At 73.2% G+C, this 14389-nt stretch carries 16 protein-coding genes and 1 riboswitch; of the genes, 7 read left to right on the top strand and 9 right to left on the bottom strand.

Going from position 1 to position 14389, the window contains the following annotated elements; genetic code table 11:
* Positions 1-43: 43 nt before the first annotated feature.
* Positions 44-1042: a DUF3048 domain-containing protein gene (locus ACWDX6_RS29470; RefSeq protein WP_451487927.1), complete on the bottom strand. Its 999-nt coding sequence runs from the start codon at positions 1040-1042 to the stop codon at positions 44-46.
* Positions 1043-1133: 91 nt separating this feature from the next.
* Between ACWDX6_RS29470 and ACWDX6_RS29465 the strand changes: the two genes are divergently transcribed.
* Both ACWDX6_RS29465 and ACWDX6_RS29460 read left to right on the top strand, forming a co-directional pair.
* The gene (locus ACWDX6_RS29465; protein ID WP_451487926.1) at positions 1134-1850 is read left to right on the top strand and encodes a lysophospholipid acyltransferase family protein; all 717 of its coding nucleotides are present in this window, start codon (positions 1134-1136) and stop codon (positions 1848-1850) included.
* Positions 1851-1914: 64 nt separating this feature from the next.
* Positions 1915-2952 (top strand): NAD-dependent epimerase/dehydratase family protein, encoded by a 1038-nt coding sequence (locus tag ACWDX6_RS29460; protein WP_451487925.1) that lies wholly within the window; start codon positions 1915-1917, stop codon positions 2950-2952.
* A gap of 44 nt (positions 2953-2996) precedes the next feature.
* On the opposite strand, the gene ACWDX6_RS29455 is transcribed toward ACWDX6_RS29460, so the two are convergent.
* The 6 genes from ACWDX6_RS29455 to ACWDX6_RS29430 are packed head-to-tail and all read right to left on the bottom strand — an operon-like array spanning position 2997 to position 7463.
* The gene (locus ACWDX6_RS29455; RefSeq protein WP_451487924.1) at positions 2997-3740 is read right to left on the bottom strand and encodes an urease accessory protein UreD; all 744 of its coding nucleotides are present in this window, start codon (positions 3738-3740) and stop codon (positions 2997-2999) included.
* Positions 3737-4414 (bottom strand): urease accessory protein UreG, encoded by a 678-nt coding sequence (ureG, locus tag ACWDX6_RS29450; protein WP_451487923.1) that lies wholly within the window; start codon positions 4412-4414, stop codon positions 3737-3739. The genes ACWDX6_RS29455 and ureG overlap by 4 nt, the downstream gene beginning before the upstream one ends.
* An 18-nt stretch (positions 4415-4432) precedes the next feature.
* Positions 4433-5104 (bottom strand): urease accessory protein UreF, encoded by a 672-nt coding sequence (locus ACWDX6_RS29445; protein WP_451487922.1) that lies wholly within the window; start codon positions 5102-5104, stop codon positions 4433-4435.
* On the bottom strand, positions 5104-6825 hold the full coding sequence (locus ACWDX6_RS29440; RefSeq protein WP_451487921.1) for an urease subunit alpha: 1722 nt from the start codon (positions 6823-6825) through the stop codon (positions 5104-5106). The genes ACWDX6_RS29445 and ACWDX6_RS29440 overlap by 1 nt, the downstream gene beginning before the upstream one ends.
* On the bottom strand, positions 6818-7147 hold the full coding sequence (locus ACWDX6_RS29435) for an urease subunit beta (RefSeq protein ID WP_451487920.1): 330 nt from the start codon (positions 7145-7147) through the stop codon (positions 6818-6820). Before ACWDX6_RS29435 ends, ACWDX6_RS29440 begins: the two co-directional genes overlap by 8 nt.
* Before the next feature lie 13 nt (positions 7148-7160).
* Positions 7161-7463, bottom strand: coding sequence for an urease subunit gamma (locus ACWDX6_RS29430; protein ID WP_403291940.1), 303 nt, complete (start codon positions 7461-7463; stop codon positions 7161-7163).
* Positions 7464-8106: 643 nt separating this feature from the next.
* Positions 8107-8279, top strand: a riboswitch (cyclic di-AMP (ydaO/yuaA leader).
* Positions 8280-8282: 3 nt separating this feature from the next.
* On the opposite strand from ACWDX6_RS29430, the gene ACWDX6_RS29425 reads away from it, so the two are divergent.
* Positions 8283-8759: a C40 family peptidase gene (locus tag ACWDX6_RS29425; protein WP_451487919.1), complete on the top strand. Its 477-nt coding sequence runs from the start codon at positions 8283-8285 to the stop codon at positions 8757-8759.
* A gap of 136 nt (positions 8760-8895) precedes the next feature.
* Here ACWDX6_RS29425 and ACWDX6_RS29420 read toward each other — a convergent pair whose 3' ends face one another.
* Both ACWDX6_RS29420 and ACWDX6_RS29415 read right to left on the bottom strand, forming a co-directional pair.
* Positions 8896-9324: an ATP-binding protein gene (locus ACWDX6_RS29420; RefSeq protein ID WP_451487918.1), complete on the bottom strand. Its 429-nt coding sequence runs from the start codon at positions 9322-9324 to the stop codon at positions 8896-8898.
* Between the two features lie 199 nt (positions 9325-9523).
* Entirely contained in the window at positions 9524-10729 is a 1206-nt protein-coding gene (locus tag ACWDX6_RS29415) for an 8-amino-7-oxononanoate synthase (RefSeq protein WP_451487917.1), read from the bottom strand.
* Positions 10730-10873: 144 nt separating this feature from the next.
* On the opposite strand from ACWDX6_RS29415, the gene bioB reads away from it, so the two are divergent.
* The 4 genes from bioB to ACWDX6_RS29395 all read left to right on the top strand — a co-directional run.
* A complete protein-coding gene (gene bioB, locus ACWDX6_RS29410; protein ID WP_451487916.1) occupies positions 10874-12154 on the top strand; it encodes a biotin synthase BioB in 1281 nt (426 codons plus the stop codon).
* Complete coding sequence (locus ACWDX6_RS29405) at positions 12147-13427, top strand: adenosylmethionine--8-amino-7-oxononanoate transaminase (protein ID WP_451487915.1); 1281 nt, start codon at positions 12147-12149, stop codon at positions 13425-13427. Before bioB ends, ACWDX6_RS29405 begins: the two co-directional genes overlap by 8 nt.
* An 80-nt stretch (positions 13428-13507) precedes the next feature.
* Positions 13508-14224, top strand: a complete 717-nt coding sequence (gene bioD / locus ACWDX6_RS29400; RefSeq protein ID WP_451487914.1) for a dethiobiotin synthase — start codon at positions 13508-13510, stop codon at positions 14222-14224.
* An 18-nt stretch (positions 14225-14242) separates the two neighbouring features.
* Positions 14243-14389 (top strand): VOC family protein (locus ACWDX6_RS29395; RefSeq protein WP_451487938.1); only part of this gene is annotated, 147 nt, incomplete at its 3' end.

The following is a 14389-nucleotide window of genomic DNA, read 5'->3' as shown; positions in this document are numbered from 1 at the left end:
TCCTCCCTGCTGGTGCCCTCGCGGATACCCGGCCGGTCCGCCGCTATCCGTTCGGGGCGAGGACGAACCAGGTCCGGCCGGGCGCGAAGTTCAGCGGGGCGCCGGCGGGGGTGGTGAAGGCGGTGCCGGACTCGGCGGTCGGGCGGCTCCAGCGGGCCTCGTGGGCGCGCCCGTCGCGCAGGACGACCGCGGTACCGGTGCCGACGGTCTCGGTGTACGGCGAGACGCTGCCCAGGAAGTCGCTGAACTTCGAGGGCCGGACCGTGACGTGCTGGACGACGACGGTGGTCGCCTGGAGGGGGCCGCCGTCGGTGGTACGGGCGGGGGCGCCGTCCATCGCCACCCGCCAGCCCCGCTCGCCGGCGGACCAGGTGAAGGTGTACCGGGCCGCCGGGAAGCGCACCGTGTGCTCGTTGACCGGCTCGCCGCCCGCGGGGGCGGGACCGAAGCGGAAGCCGACGTCCTTGGCCGGCTCCGCCTTCGGGGCCGCCTCCAGCACCCGGCTGGGCAGCAGATACAGGTTGTGCGGGGCGGCGCGGCCCCGGTCGCGTACATAGGCGTCGTCGGCGGCCTCGGGCGGCAGCGGGTACAGCGGGGCGTCCCTGAGCATCGGTTTCAGGCCGGAGTGCGAGCCGGAGTAGGCGAGCGCGGGCCGGCCGAACTGGCGCAGCAGCTCGATGTCGGACTCGCGGGCGCTGCGCACGGGCCCGATCCGCTCGGGGAGCTCCCCGGAGTAGACGGCCAGGAGGCGGGTCTGCCCGGCCTCGACCTGCTCGACGTAGACCAGATCGGCCGCGCCGAGGCCGGTGTGCGGCCGGGCCGGCGCGACGTTGTCGATCTTCACGGCGAGGACCGGGCCCGGGCGGGCGGGGAGCCCGGTGAAGGGCGAGCGCTGTTGCTGGGGCGGCGTGGTGGGGGCGGGGGTCGGGACGGGCCCGGGCGGGGCCGGGTCGGCGCAGCCGTACAACCCGGCGGTCATCACCGCACACAGCACGGCGGTGACGGCTGCGCCGGGCCGTATCCGTCGGCGCGCGGCAGCCATGGGTCCTTCTCTCCGTCTCCAGTGTGGACCACGATCGCTCCAGTGGTGGTGTCGAAGAAGCCCACAGACTCGAAGAACGGACGGGGACGCCGTGTTCTACCAGGTACTGAAGTACGTCCTGCTCGGGCCGCTGCTGCGGCTGCTGTTCCGGCCGCGCATCGAGGGCCTTGAGCACGTTCCGGAGGAGGGCGCGGCGATCATCGCCGGGAACCATCTGTCGTTCTCCGACCATTTCCTGATGCCGGTCGTCCTCAAGCGGCGGATCACCTTTCTCGCCAAGCAGGAGTACTTCACCGGTCCGGGGCTCAAGGGCCGGCTGACCGCCGCGTTCTTCCGCAGCGCCGGGCAGATCCCGGTCGACCGCTCCGGCAAGGAGGCCGGGCAGGCCGCGATCCGCGAGGGACTCGGCGTGCTGTCCAAGGGCGAGCTGCTCGGCATCTATCCCGAGGGGACCCGGTCGCACGACGGACGGCTGTACAAGGGCAAGGTCGGCGTCGCGGTCATGGCGATCACGGCCGGCGTGCCGGTGATCCCGTGCGCCATGGTGGGCACCTTCGAGATCCAGCCGCCGGGGAGGGTGGTACCGAAGGTCAAGCGGGTCACCATCCGGTTCGGGGCGCCGCTGGACTTCTCGCGGTACGCCGGGATGGAGGGCGAGAAGGCGGCGGTCCGCGCGGTCACGGACGAGATCATGTACGAGATCCTGGCGCTGTCGGGTCAGGAGTACGTCGACGACTACGCGGCCAAGGTGAAGGCGGAGGCGGAGACTTCCAAGGCGGTGCGGAAGTTCCCGCGGCGAGGACGCTGACGGCGGATCCGCGCAGGGCGAAAGCGTCTGGCCCGGCGTGCGGAGCCGCCGTAGCGTCACGCCCATGACAAAGGGAAGCGCACTGGTACTGGGAGCGACAGGACAGGTGGGGCGGGCGGCCGTGCGGGCGCTCGCCGAAGACGGCTGGGAGGTGACGGCGGCCTCGCGCGGCGGCGGCCGGGACGAGGAGTGGCCGGCGGAGGTGCGGTCGGTGTCGGTCGACCGCAACGCGGAGGGCGCGCTCGCCGCCGCGCTCGGTGACGGAGTCGACGTCCTCGTGGACATCGTCGCCTACCACCGGGGCCACGGACGGCAGTTGACCGGGCTCGCCGACCGGATCGGTTCGGCGGTGGTGATCTCCAGCGGGGCGGTCTACGAGGACGACAAGGGCCGCAGCTTCGACACCCAGGACGAGCCGGACGGCTTCCCCGCCTTTCCGGTGCCGACCCCGGAGAGGTGGCGGACGGTCGCGCCGGGCGACGGGTCGTACGGGACGCGGAAGGTCGCGCTGGAGCGGGAGTTGCTGGCGGCGGGTGACGCCCTGCCGACGACGGTGCTGCGGGCCGGCGCCATCCATGGCCGGTACTGCCCCGGCCCGCGCGAGCTGTGGTTCGTCAAGCGGGTGCTCGACGGTAGGCGGGTGCGCCCCCTCGCGTACGGCGGCGCGTCGCGGTTCCATCCGGTGCACGTCGACAATCTCGCGGAGCTGACCCGCCTCGCGGCGGCGAACCCGGGCAGCCGGGTGCTCAACGGGGCCGACCCCGAGGCGCCGACGGTGGCGGAGATCGGCGCGGCGATCGACGCGGTCATGGGGGTGGAGAGCGAGACCGTGCTGATCGACGGGGAACCGCCGAGGGGGACGGTCGGGCTGACCCCGTGGAGCGGGAACCATCCGATCGTCTACGACATGACGGCGGCGGAGCGGGAGTTGGGGTACCGGCCGGTCGTGTCGTACACGGAATCCCTGCCGGCGACGGTCGAGTGGCTGGCCGGGCGGGCCTCGGCCGGCGCGTGGCGGGAGGTGTTCCCGGGCCTGGCGAAGTACGGGGTGGACTTCTTCGACTACGCGGCGGAGGACGCCTGGCTCGCCGCACGCGGGTAACCGGGGGGGGCGGCCGCCCCTCCGGGTCCCGTGGGGCGGCGCTCTCAGAACGGGGCGAGTTCCCGCAGGGCCTCGTCGAGGGCGCGGCGCAGCCCCAGCGCGTCCGGGGCGACGGCGGTGACGAGGGCCGCCGGGCCGGCCAGCGGGGCGAGGACGGCGTTCTCGGCGAGCAGCCGGGCCTCGACCGGCTTCTCCTCGAACGCCGGGTCGACGACGAGGAGTTGGCCGGCGGCGCGGTGACCGGCGAGGACCGCGCCGCCGTCCCACCCGTCGGGGGCGCCCGGCCCGTACGCCAGTTCCTGGTCGAGCAGGGGCCGTCCGGCACGGCGGACGGTGAGGCGGGTGGTGAGCGTGCCGGTCTCCTCGCCGTGACGGCCGAGGACCTGTTCCTCGCGGAGCACGAGCCGTGCCGTGGCGGCGAGTTCGACCGTCGTACGCATCCGCAGGTCGGATCCGTCGGCGGAGATCAGCTGCTCGGGTAGCCAGCGCAGCACGGCGCCCTCCCCGACGGTGAGCCGTACGTCGTACGTGGCGGGTCGGGCGGCGCGGCCCGGCAGGGCCACGGTCGCGGCGGCCGAGTCGACCAGCAGCCGTGCCCTGTCGCGTACGTCCGCCTCGATCGCCAGCCGGTCGCCGCCGAGCGGCGCGCTCATCGCGCCGACGACGGTGACCCGGGTGTACGTGCCGGTGGCGCGGGTGCGGCGAACGGCGAGGGGGCCGTCGCTCTCCAGGACCGGCAGGCGGCCTGCGGCGTCGGCGGCGATCCGGGCGGTGGCGCGCAGGCTCATGCGGCCCAGGCCGCGAGCTGGGCGCGCAGCCAGCCGACGACGGGGGCGACGCCGTTCTCGGTGGTGAGGGAGGTGAAGGCGACGGGCAGATCGCCGCGCTGCTCCTTGGCGTCGCGGGCCATCCGCTCCAGATCGGAGCCGACGTAGGGGGCGAGGTCGGTCTTGTTGATGACGAGGAGGTCGGCGGTGGTGACGCCGGGGCCGCCCTTGCGCGGGATGTCGTCGCCGCCCGCCACGTCGATGACGAAGATCTGGGCGTCGACCAGGCCCTTGGAGAAGGTGGCGGTGAGGTTGTCCCCGCCGGACTCGACGAGGATCAGGTCGAGCGGGCCGACCGAGTCCTCCAGTTCTTCGACGGCTTCGAGGTTGGCGGAGATGTCGTCGCGGATGGCGGTGTGCGGGCAGGCGCCGGTCTCGACCGCCTGGATGCGCTCGGGCGGCAGGACGGCGTTGCGGAGGAGGAATTCGGCGTCCTCGCGGGTGTAGATGTCGTTGGTGACGACGGCGAGGGAGAGCTGGTCGCGCAGGGCGCGGCACAGCGCGGCGACGGTCGCGGTCTTGCCGGAGCCGACGGGTCCGCCGAGGCCGACGCGCAGGGCGCGCCGGGTGCCGTCGGGGCGGCGTGCGTCGGCGGAGAGGGCGGACGGCGCGTCGTGGGCGTGGTCGAGGTGCATGGGGCGGCTCCTTGCGGGTTACGAGGCGAAGAGGCGGACGGGCCAGGCCGCGTGCTGCTCGGCGGTGATGTCGAGCAGCGGTGCGGAGGCGGCGGGCAGGGCGTCGACGCCCTGCCGGGCGGCGGCCGCGGCGCGCTCGGCGACCCGGTCCAGGTCGGGGGTGAGGCGGGCGAGGACGGCGGTGGCCTGGAAGGGGTCGAGGCCGAGGAGGCGCACGACCGCCGTGGCGGGGCCGCTGACCGTCTCGTACGCGACGCAGTGCGCGGCGTCCTCGGGGCCGAGCCCGGCGGCGCGGGCGGTGGCGCCGAGGACGACGGGCTGGTGGGCGCCGCGCGGGAACGCGGCGGCGAGCGCGTCGAGCTCGGGGCTGGGCCAGGTGGCCCTGGCCGCTCTCATCATCTGCCGGCCGAGTCTGCGGGCGGCGGCCCGCAGGGCCGGCGAGGGCGTGCGGGCGTCGGCGGCCGCGTCGAGGTCGTGCGGGTCGAGGCCGAGCGCGGCCGCGGCGGCGAGGGCCGCCGAGGTGAGGCCGGTGGTGTGGAGGCGACCCCGGCAGAACGCGGCGAGGCCGGCCGCGTCGGTGATCCGGCCGGCCCTGACGGCTGCCTCGGCGCCGCCGGAGTGGGCGTGTCCGCCGGCGGGGAACCGCCCGTCGGCGAGCACGAGAAGGGCCGCGCGGTCGCTCGTCGCCATCAGAAGAGGAAGTAGCGCTGGGCGAGGGGCAGTTCCGCGGCGGGCGCGGGCTCGACCGGCTCGCCGTCGATCGTCACCGTGAAGGTGTCGGCGTCGACCTCGACCCGGGGCAGGGCGTCGTTCTCCCGCATGTCCGCCTTGGTGACCCGGCGGGTGCTGCCGATCGCCACGAACTCCTTTCCCACCCCGAGCCGTTGGGGCAGGTCGTCCTCGATCGCCGCCTGCGCGGTGAAGTTGACCGACCCGGTGACGGCCGCCTTGCCGAGCGCTCCGAACATCGGGCGGGGCATGACCGGCTGAGGGGTGGGGATGGAGGCGTTGGCGTCGCCCATCTGGGCGTACGCGATCTGGCCGCCCTTGAGCACGGCCAGCGGCTTCACACCGAAGAACGCCGGCTCCCAGAGCACCAGGTCGGCGAGCTTGCCGGGCTCGACCGAGCCGATCAGGTGGTCCATCCCCTGGGCGACGGCCGGGTTGATCGTGTACTTGGCGACGTAGCGGCGGGCGCGGTGGTTGTCGGCGCGGCCGTCTCCGGGCAGCGCGCCCCGGCGCTTCTTCATCACGTGCGCGGTCTGCCAGGTGCGCATGATGACCTCGCCGACGCGTCCCATGGCCTGGGAGTCGGAGGAGATGATCGAGATGGCGCCGAGGTCGTGGAGGATGTCCTCGGCGGCGATGGTCGAGGGCCGGATACGGGACTCGGCGAAGGCGAGGTCCTCGGGGACGGCCGGGTTGAGGTGGTGGCAGACCATCAGCATGTCGAGGTGCTCCTCGACGGTGTTGAGGGTGTGCGGCCGGGTCGGGTTGGTCGAGCTGGGCAGCACGTACGGCTCGGAGACGACGGTGATGATGTCGGGCGCGTGCCCCCCGCCCGCGCCTTCGGTGTGGTACGCGTGGATGGTGCGGCCCGCGATGGCGGCGAGGGTGTCGCCGACGAAGCCCGCCTCGTTCAGGGTGTCGGTGTGGATGGCGAGCTGGGCACCGGTCTCGTCGCAGACACCGAGGCAGGCGTCGATCACGGCCGGGGTGGCCCCCCAGTCCTCGTGGATCTTGAAGCCGAGCGCGCCGCCCCGGAGCTGCGAGTGCATGGCCTCCCGCGACATGGTGTTGCCCTTGCCGAGCAGCCCGATGTTGACGGGGAACGTGTCCAGCGCCTCGAACATCCGGGCGAGATGCCAGGGGCCGGGGGTGACGGTGGTCGCCTTGGTTCCTTCGGCCGGGCCCGTGCCGCCGCCGACGAGGGTGGTGATGCCGGTGGCGAGCGCCTGCTCGACGACGGTCGGTGAGATGAAGTGGACGTGGGCGTCGACGGCTCCGGCGGTGACGATTCTGCCGTTGCCGGCGATGACCTCGGTCTCCGGTCCGATCACGAGGCCGGGGTGGACGCCGTCCATGGTATCGGGGTTGCCGGCCTTTCCGAGTGCGGTGATCCGGCCGTCGCGGATGCCGATGTCGGCCTTGACGACACCCCAGTGGTCGATGATCACGGCCCCGGTCACGACGGTGTCGGGCGCGCCCTCGGCGCGGGTCGTCCGGGACTGGCCCATGGACTCGCGGATGACCTTGCCGCCGCCGAAGACGGCTTCGTCGCCGGCGCGGCCGGGTCCGCCCGAGCGGTCCTCCTCGATCTCGACGAGCAGGTCGGTGTCGGCGAGCCGGATACGGTCACCGGTGGTGGGGCCGAAGAGGTCGGCGTAGACGGAACGGTGCAGGTCAGGCACGGTCGGCCCCCTCGGTGTCGAGCGCGCCGGCGGTCTCGCCGCGCAGGCCGGGGACCAGTCGGCGGCCCGCCAGCGGTACGAGTTCGACCTCCACGGGGATGCCGGGTTCGAAGCGCACGGCGGTGCCCGCGGCGATGTGGAGCCGCAGACCGCGCGCGGCGGCGCGGTCGAAGTCGAGACCGGGATTGGCCTCGGCGAAGTGGTAGTGGGAGCCGACCTGGACGGGGCGGTCGGCGGCGTTCAGGACCGTGAGGCGGGTGACGGGGCGGCCCTCGTTGAGGGCCACGGGGCCGTCCCCGTACAGGATCTCTCCGGGAATCATCGTCGCTCCCCCGTCACACGATCGGATCGTGGACGGTGACGAGCTTGGTGCCGTCCGGGAAGGTGGCCTCGACCTGCACGTCGTGGATCATCTCGGGGATGCCGGCCATGACGTCCTCACGGGAGAGGACCTTGCGGCCGGAGGCCATGAGCTCGGCGACCGTACGGCCGTCCCGTGCGCCCTCCAGAATGTGGGCGGTGATCAACGCGATGGACTCGGGGTGGTTGAGCTTCACCCCGCGTGCCCTGCGCTTCTCGGCCACGTCCGCCGCCACATGGATGAGCAGGCGTTCCTGCTCATGCGGGGTCAGTTGCACGCTTCCACCTCACAGTCGTCCACCGGGCGGCTCTCCCGGACAGCAGCGGACGTTACCGATCTTCCACACGGTGTCGAGCCGCGTAGCGGCGCTGCTGGGTCAGACATTGCACGTTAGGGCGGAAGTTTTTCCGGCGCGTTAACTCGGGCTTTGCGTCCCCGTGGACATCGGCCCGCCGGGTTTGCCCGCGCCCGGCTCGCGATGGCGGGCGGCGATGCCGAAGCGGCTCCGCTCACCCGGAGCCGATGCGGCGGGTCGACACGGGCGACCGAGCCGATGCTCCCCGGCGCCCCCCGCCAGTTGACATTCCCGCGTGTCGTGTCGAGGTCCACTCGGAGCACCGGCGCCGTGAAAACCCTCCCTCGTTCGGCGTAGTCGATGAATCGACTTATGGGAGGGGTGAGTTGCAGAACAGGTGCACACATCTGGCGGAATCGGCTGTTCCAGCCCTGGTACGGGGCTCGTCGAACAAACCTCTGAAGATCACGAAACCTTCTTGTCCACTCGAATGGATCAGTCGTGAGGAGCCTCACATATCGCCGTTTCAGCTCGGTTTTCGACCAGTGTGTGGGTCAAGATCCCTCACGACGACAAGCCCCCGCCACCGCGGCGGGGCGGTCCGGGCGGACGCCGAGTCCTGCCGCTGTCCCGGACGTCTGGTCGACAGGAGTGGATCGGCAGGAGTGGAGGACCCGAGCAGCACGGGACGACCGAGCAGGTGGGCCGTTCCTCGGGGTGAAGCCGCAGCCGCGGCCGGGCATCTTCGCCTGCCCGAACCCGACAGGTCATCCTTCACAGGCGGCTGACGAAGGGTTGCGCATGACTGCGCAGATTCATGTCCCGTCCCTGCTGTCCCGAGCCGGAGCCGTCTCGGCTCTCACCCTCGCCGCCGTCGGCGGCACGCTGCTGGCGCCGGGCGGCGCACCGGAGGCCCAGGCCGCGACCGCACACGCCGACAAGGCGCTGCGCATCGCCGCCTCCAAGAAGGGATCGCCTTACAAGTACGGAGCGACCGGGCCGAGCAGGTTCGACTGCTCGGGGCTCACGCTCTACTCGTACAAGAAGGCGGGCAAGTCGCTGCCCCGTACCGCGCAGCAGCAGTACAACAAGACCCGGCACATCTCCGCCTCCAGCAGGCAACGGGGCGACCTGGTCTTCTTCCACTCCGGTGGAAGGGTCTACCACGTGGGCATCTACGCCGGTGGCAACAAGATCTGGCACTCCCCCAAGACCGGCTCCTGGGTGAAGCTCGACAAGATCTGGTCCTCGAAGATCTACTACGGCCGGGTCCGCTGACGGGCCGCCATCCGGCGGACGAGATGCCGAAGGGGCGCGGTGACGCCACCGCCCCCCTCCGCACCGGCTCAGCTCCCCGCGAGCGGGACGGTGAGCAGGGCCGCACGCCAGCCCGGCATGATCGGCAAGACGCCCCCTAGACCAGGGACGCCTTCCAGGGCAGGGTGATCCAGACGGTCTTGCCGCCGTCGTCGGTCGGGGTGACCGAGAGCCGGCCGCCCGCCTCGGCCGCCAGATAGCGGATGATCACCATCCCCCGGCCGTTGTCCTGCTGCACGGCCGCCGGCAGCCGCCGGGGCCGGCGCGGATGGCTGTCGGTGACGCCGACGCACAGCCACTCCTCGCGCTCCAGGCGGACGTCGACGGTGAAGTTGGGCGACTGGCCGAAGGTGTGCTGCACGGCGTTGGTGGCCAGTTCCGAGACGATCAGCCGGACGGTGTCGGCGGTGTCGCTTCCGTCCGGGAGTCCCCACTCGCCGAGGACGTCGTCGACATATCTTCGGGCGGCGGACACCGAGGCGGGATCGCTCGGCAGAGTGACGGTTGCTTCCTGATGGTCTGCCATGGCGACGCTGTCCCTTTCCCACCGGGGCCCCGCCCCGGATTGCGCTCGCCGTCAGAGTGCCACCGGACGTGCCGCCATGGGTGGCGATCCCCCAAGATATGCCGATATCTGTCCCCCGATGCGGTGAACTCCGGCGAGGCGCAACCTTTTTGAGGCGGCTCTCCCCTAAGGCATCCCATCTCGATCCGCCGGACAGAGCCTAGGAAGCACCCGGAGCGGTGCGGACGATCGTCGCCACCGCCTCGGCGATCTGGGCGTCGCTGAGGTCCGCGCGGGCCGTGAGCCGCAGCCGGGAGATGCCGTCCGGCACCGAAGGGGGCCGGAAGCAGCCCACCGCCAGGCCCTCCGCCCGGCAGTCCGCCGCCCACGCCAGCGCCGCCTCCGGCGAGGGGGCGCGCACCGAGACCACGGCCGCGTCCGGGCGTACGGCGGTCAGCCCGGCGTCGGTGAGGAGCCGGTGCAGGGTGGTGGCCACCGTCCTCGCGCGCTCCGCGAGCCCGGGCTCGTCGTGGAGCAGGCGCAGGCTCGCGAGTGCGGCACCCACGGCGGCCGGGGCGAGCCCGGTGTCGAAGATGAACGTCCGGGCCGCGTTGACCAGGTGCTCGATGACCCGGGCGGGGCCGAGGACGGCGCCGCCCTGGCTGCCGAGGGACTTGGAGAGGGTCAGGGTGGCGACGACGTCGTCGTCACCGGCGAGACCGGCGGCGTGCGGGGCGCCCCGGCCGCCCGTCCCGAGGACGCCCAGGCCGTGGGCGTCGTCGACGACGAGCGCGGCGCCGTGGTCCCGGCAGGCCCGGGCCAGTTCGGCCAGCGGGGCCTTGTCGCCGTCCACCGAGAAGACCGAGTCGGTGACGGCGAGGGCCCGCCGCCCGCCGTGGGCGTGCAGCGTCTTGCGTACGGCCTCGGGGTCGCGGTGCGGGACCACGGCCGTCTCCGCGCGAGAGAGCCGGCAGCCGTCCACGATCGAGGCGTGGTTGCCCGCGTCCGAGACGATCAGGGAGCCGCGGCCGCTCAGCGCGGTGAGGGCGGCCAGATTGGCCGTGTACCCGGAGGAGAAGACGAGGGCCGCCTCGAACCCGCAGAACGCGGCGAGTTCGCGTTCGAGGCGGGCGTGCAGCCGGGTCGTGCCGGTGACCAGCCGCGAACCGGTCGAGCCCGCGCCCCAGCGCCGGGCGGCGTCCGCGGCGGCCTCGGTGATCTCGGGGCGCCGGGTCAGGCCGAGGTAGTCGTTGCTCGCCAGGTCGAGCAGCTCCGACTCCGCGGCCCGGGGCCTCAGCGTGCGGACGAGACCGGCCGCCGCGCGGCGGCGCGCCTCGGCGTCCGTCCAGTCGAACGCGGTCCGGCGCCTGCCGGTGCCCGAACCCCCGTCCGAGCCCTCGGCCCGTGTGTCCTCGTCCCTGAGCATGAGGCAGATCCTTTTGTAGGCAGCGCACAGACCCTAACCGGCCGCGTCCGAGGTCAGAGTGTGGCGATCCACACACCTCAAACCGGCGCTGTTGTTCGGTTCCTCCTTGGCCGGGGGGTGTGCCGTAGGCCAGGATCAGCCCTTATGGACCTGCTGAACACCCTGGTGGACAAGGGGTTGCGGCGCGAGCTGCCGACCCGTGAAGAAGCGCTCGCCGTGCTGGCGACCTCCGACGACGAACTGCTCGATGTGGTGGCCGCGGCCGGCAAGGTGCGCCGTGAGTGGTTCGGGCGCCGGGTGAAGCTGAACTATCTGGTCAATCTGAAGTCCGGTCTGTGCCCGGAGGACTGCTCGTACTGCTCGCAGCGGCTCGGCTCCACGGCCGGGATCCTGAAGTACACCTGGCTGAAGCCGGACGAGGCGTCCCAGGCCGCCGCCGCGGGTGTGGCGGGCGGCGCGAAGCGGGTCTGCCTGGTGGCGAGCGGCCGGGGACCGACGGACCGGGACGTGGACCGGGTCGGCAAGACCATCGAGGCGATCAAGGAGCAGAACGAGGGCATCGAGGTCTGCGCGTGCCTCGGTCTGCTCTCCGACGGCCAGGCCGAGCGGCTGCGGGCCGCGGGCGCCGACGCGTACAACCACAACCTCAACACGTCCGAGGGGACGTACGAGGAGATCACCACCACCCACACCTACGCGGACCGGGTGGACACCGTCCAGAAGGCGCACGCCGCCGGCCTGTCGGCCTGCTCGGGTCTGATCGCGGGCATGGGCGAGAGCGACGAGGACCTGGTCGACGTCGTGTACGCGCTGCGTGAGCTCGACCCCGACTCGGTGCCGGTGAACTTCCTGATCCCGTTCGAGGGCACGCCGCTGGCCAAGGAGTGGAACCTCACCCCGCAGCGCTGTCTGCGGATCCTGGCGATGGTCCGGTTCGTCTGCCCGGACGTGGAGGTCCGGATCGCGGGCGGCCGCGAGGTGCATCTGCGCTCGATGCAGCCGCTGGCGCTGCACCTGGCGAACTCGATCTTCCTCGGTGACTATCTGACGAGCGAGGGCCAGGCCGGCAAGGCGGACCTGGACATGATCGCGGACGCGGGCTTCGAGGTGGAGGGGGCGGGCACCACGACGCTTCCCGAGCACCGGGCCGACGCGCTCGCCGCGGCGGCGGGCGGCTGCGGCTCGCACGCGAAGGCCGGGGCGGAAGCCGGGGCGGGCTGCGGCTCGCACGCGGAGACCGGGGCCGGAGCCGGGGCGGGCTGCGGCTCGCACGCCGAGGGTGGGGGCTGCGGTCCGTGCGGCGGTCCCGTGCCGGAGGCCAGGGAAGCGGCGGCGCCCGAGACCGCCGAGGCGCCGAACGCCCGTACGGACCTGGTGGCGGTCCGCCGCCGGGGCGCCGGCACGGACCTCGCGCCCAATGCGTAACAGCGAACTGCTCGCCCTGGACCGGGCGCACGTCTGGCACCCGTACGGCCCCATGCCGGGCCGTGCGGAACCGCTGGTCGTGGCGTCCGCCGCCGGGGTCCGGCTCCGGCTCGCCGAACCGGTGCACGGCCGGGCGGAGTTGATCGACGGCATGTCCTCGTGGTGGTCGGCGATCCACGGCTACAACCACCCGGTCCTCAACGAGGCGGTGCGGGGCCAGCTGGGCCGGATGAGCCATGTCATGTTCGGCGGTCTCACCCACGAGCCGGCCGTGCGGCTCGCCACCCGGCTGGTGGAGATCACGCCCGAGCCGCTGCGGCACGTGTTCCTCAGCGACTCCGGTTCGGTCTCCGTCGAGGTGGCGGCCAAGATGTGCCTGCAGTACTGGCGCTCGGTGGGCAGGCCCGGCAAGCGGCGGCTGCTGACCTGGCGCGGCGGCTACCACGGGGACACCTGGCAGCCGATGTCGGTGTGCGACCCCCAGGGCGGGATGCACGAACTGTGGTCGGGCGTGCTGCAGCGCCAGGTCTTCGTGGAAACGCCGCCCGCCGCGTACGAGGAGTCGTACGCGGAGCTGCTGCGCGAGGAGATCGGCCGGCACGCCGAGGAGCTGGCCGCGGTGATCGTGGAGCCGGTGGTGCAGGGAGCGGGCGGGATGCGCTTCCACGCGCCGGAGTATCTGCGGGTGCTGCGCGAGGCGTGCGACGAGCACGGCGTGCTGTTGGTCTTCGACGAGATCGCGACCGGGTTCGGCCGCACCGGCGCGCTGTTCGCCGCCGACCACGCCGGGGTCTCCCCCGACGTGATGTGCGTGGGCAAGGCGCTGACCGGCGGCTATCTGTCGATGGCGGCGACGCTCTGTACGGGCCGGGTCGCCGAGGGGATCTCGCGTGGCGAGGTTCCGGTCCTCGCGCACGGGCCGACGTTCATGGGCAACCCGCTGGCCTCCGCGGTCGCCTGCGCCTCGATCGACCTGCTGCTCGCGCAGGACTGGGCGGTGGAGGTCAAGCGGATCGAGGCGGGGCTCCGGGAGGGGCTGGCGGAGGCCGCCGCGCTGCCCGGCGTCCGGGACGTGCGGGTGCTCGGCGCCATCGGGGTCGTCCAGCTCGACCACGAGGTCGACATGGCGGCGGCCACCGAGGCGGCGGTACGGGAGGGCGTGTGGCTGCGCCCGTTCCGCGACCTGATCTACACCATGCCGCCGTTCGTCACCGGCGACGAGGACGTCGCCCGCGTCTGCGCCGCCGTCCGCGCGGCGGCGGCAGCGGGCTGAATCGCCCCCGACACCGGCTCGACCCGTCAACGGCCGCCCGGCCGTTGACGGGTCGGCACGAGAGAGAGGAACCACACCACATGAGCGTGATCGTCGTCAGCGGCACGGGCACGGAGATCGGCAAGACGATCGTGACCGCGTCCCTGGCCGCCGTGGCCGTCGGCCAGGGACGTTCGGTGGCCGTGCTCAAGCCCGCGCAGACGGGGCTCGCTCCGCACGAGCGCGGCGACGCGGACGAGGTCCTGCGGCTCTCCGGGGCCGGGACCTCGGCCGAACTCGCGCGCTTTCCCGAGCCGTTGGCGCCCGCCACCGCCGCCCGGCGGGCGGGCATGGCGCCGGTCGGACCGCGGGAGGTGGCCCAGGCGGCGGAGAAGCTGGCCGCCTCGCACGACCTGGTGCTGGTGGAGGGGGCGGGCGGTCTGCTGGTCCGCTTCGACGAGGAGGGCGGCACGCTCGCCGACTCCGCCCGGCTGCTCGGTGCCCCCGTCCTGGTGGTGACACCGGCCGGTCTCGGCACGCTGAACACCACCGCGCTGACGGCCGAGGCCCTGCGGGCGCGGGGCATCGCGCAGCTGGGCGTCGTGGTGGGCAGCTGGCCGGCCGTCCCCGATCTGGCCGCGCGCTGCAATCTGGCGGATCTGCCGGAGGCGGCCGGGGCGCCGCTGCTCGGGGCCGTACCGGAGGGGGCGGGCGCGCTGGACCCGGCACGCTTCCGGGCGGCGGCGGTCGAGTGGCTGGCTCCCGCGCTGGGCGGCAGCTGGGACGCGCAGCGTTTCGCCTCGGCGCACCGGCCGTGATCTCCGTACGCTGAACCCATGCGTGCGACCGTTCAGGAAATCGTCTTCGACTGCGCCGATCCGGCCGCCCTGGTCCGGTTCTGGGCCGAACTCGTCGGCGGGGGGGCGGGGGGCCGGGGGCCCCCCATGTGGGGTTATCAACCCCCCCCCTTAGTGTCGGAGCCC

The organism is Streptomyces sp. NPDC003027 (assembly GCF_053591435.1).
The sequence above is the reverse complement of the archived record's forward strand: the minus strand, read 5'-3'. Positions and strand labels throughout refer to the sequence as shown.

Bases quoted from the DNA above. Each gene is read 5' to 3' on its own strand.
- ACWDX6_RS29445 (WP_451487922.1), bottom strand. From the start codon at position 5,104: ATGGCGACGAGCGACCGCGCGGCCCTTCTCGTGCTCGCCGACGGGCGG.
- ACWDX6_RS29425 (WP_451487919.1), top strand. From the start codon at position 8,283: ATGACTGCGCAGATTCATGTCCCGTCCCTGCTGTCCCGAGCCGGAGCC.
- bioB (WP_451487916.1), top strand. From the start codon at position 10,874: ATGGACCTGCTGAACACCCTGGTGGACAAGGGGTTGCGGCGCGAGCTG.
- bioD (WP_451487914.1), top strand. From the start codon at position 13,508: ATGAGCGTGATCGTCGTCAGCGGCACGGGCACGGAGATCGGCAAGACG.
- ACWDX6_RS29470 (WP_451487927.1), bottom strand. From the start codon at position 1,042: ATGGCTGCCGCGCGCCGACGGATACGGCCCGGCGCAGCCGTCACCGCC.
- ACWDX6_RS29405 (WP_451487915.1), top strand. From the start codon at position 12,147: ATGCGTAACAGCGAACTGCTCGCCCTGGACCGGGCGCACGTCTGGCAC.
- ACWDX6_RS29435 (WP_451487920.1), bottom strand. From the start codon at position 7,147: ATGATTCCCGGAGAGATCCTGTACGGGGACGGCCCCGTGGCCCTCAAC.
- ACWDX6_RS29420 (WP_451487918.1), bottom strand. From the start codon at position 9,324: ATGGCAGACCATCAGGAAGCAACCGTCACTCTGCCGAGCGATCCCGCC.
- ACWDX6_RS29460 (WP_451487925.1), top strand. From the start codon at position 1,915: ATGACAAAGGGAAGCGCACTGGTACTGGGAGCGACAGGACAGGTGGGG.
- ACWDX6_RS29415 (WP_451487917.1), bottom strand. From the start codon at position 10,729: ATGCTCAGGGACGAGGACACACGGGCCGAGGGCTCGGACGGGGGTTCG.
- ACWDX6_RS29455 (WP_451487924.1), bottom strand. From the start codon at position 3,740: ATGAGCCTGCGCGCCACCGCCCGGATCGCCGCCGACGCCGCAGGCCGC.
- ureG (WP_451487923.1), bottom strand. From the start codon at position 4,414: ATGCACCTCGACCACGCCCACGACGCGCCGTCCGCCCTCTCCGCCGAC.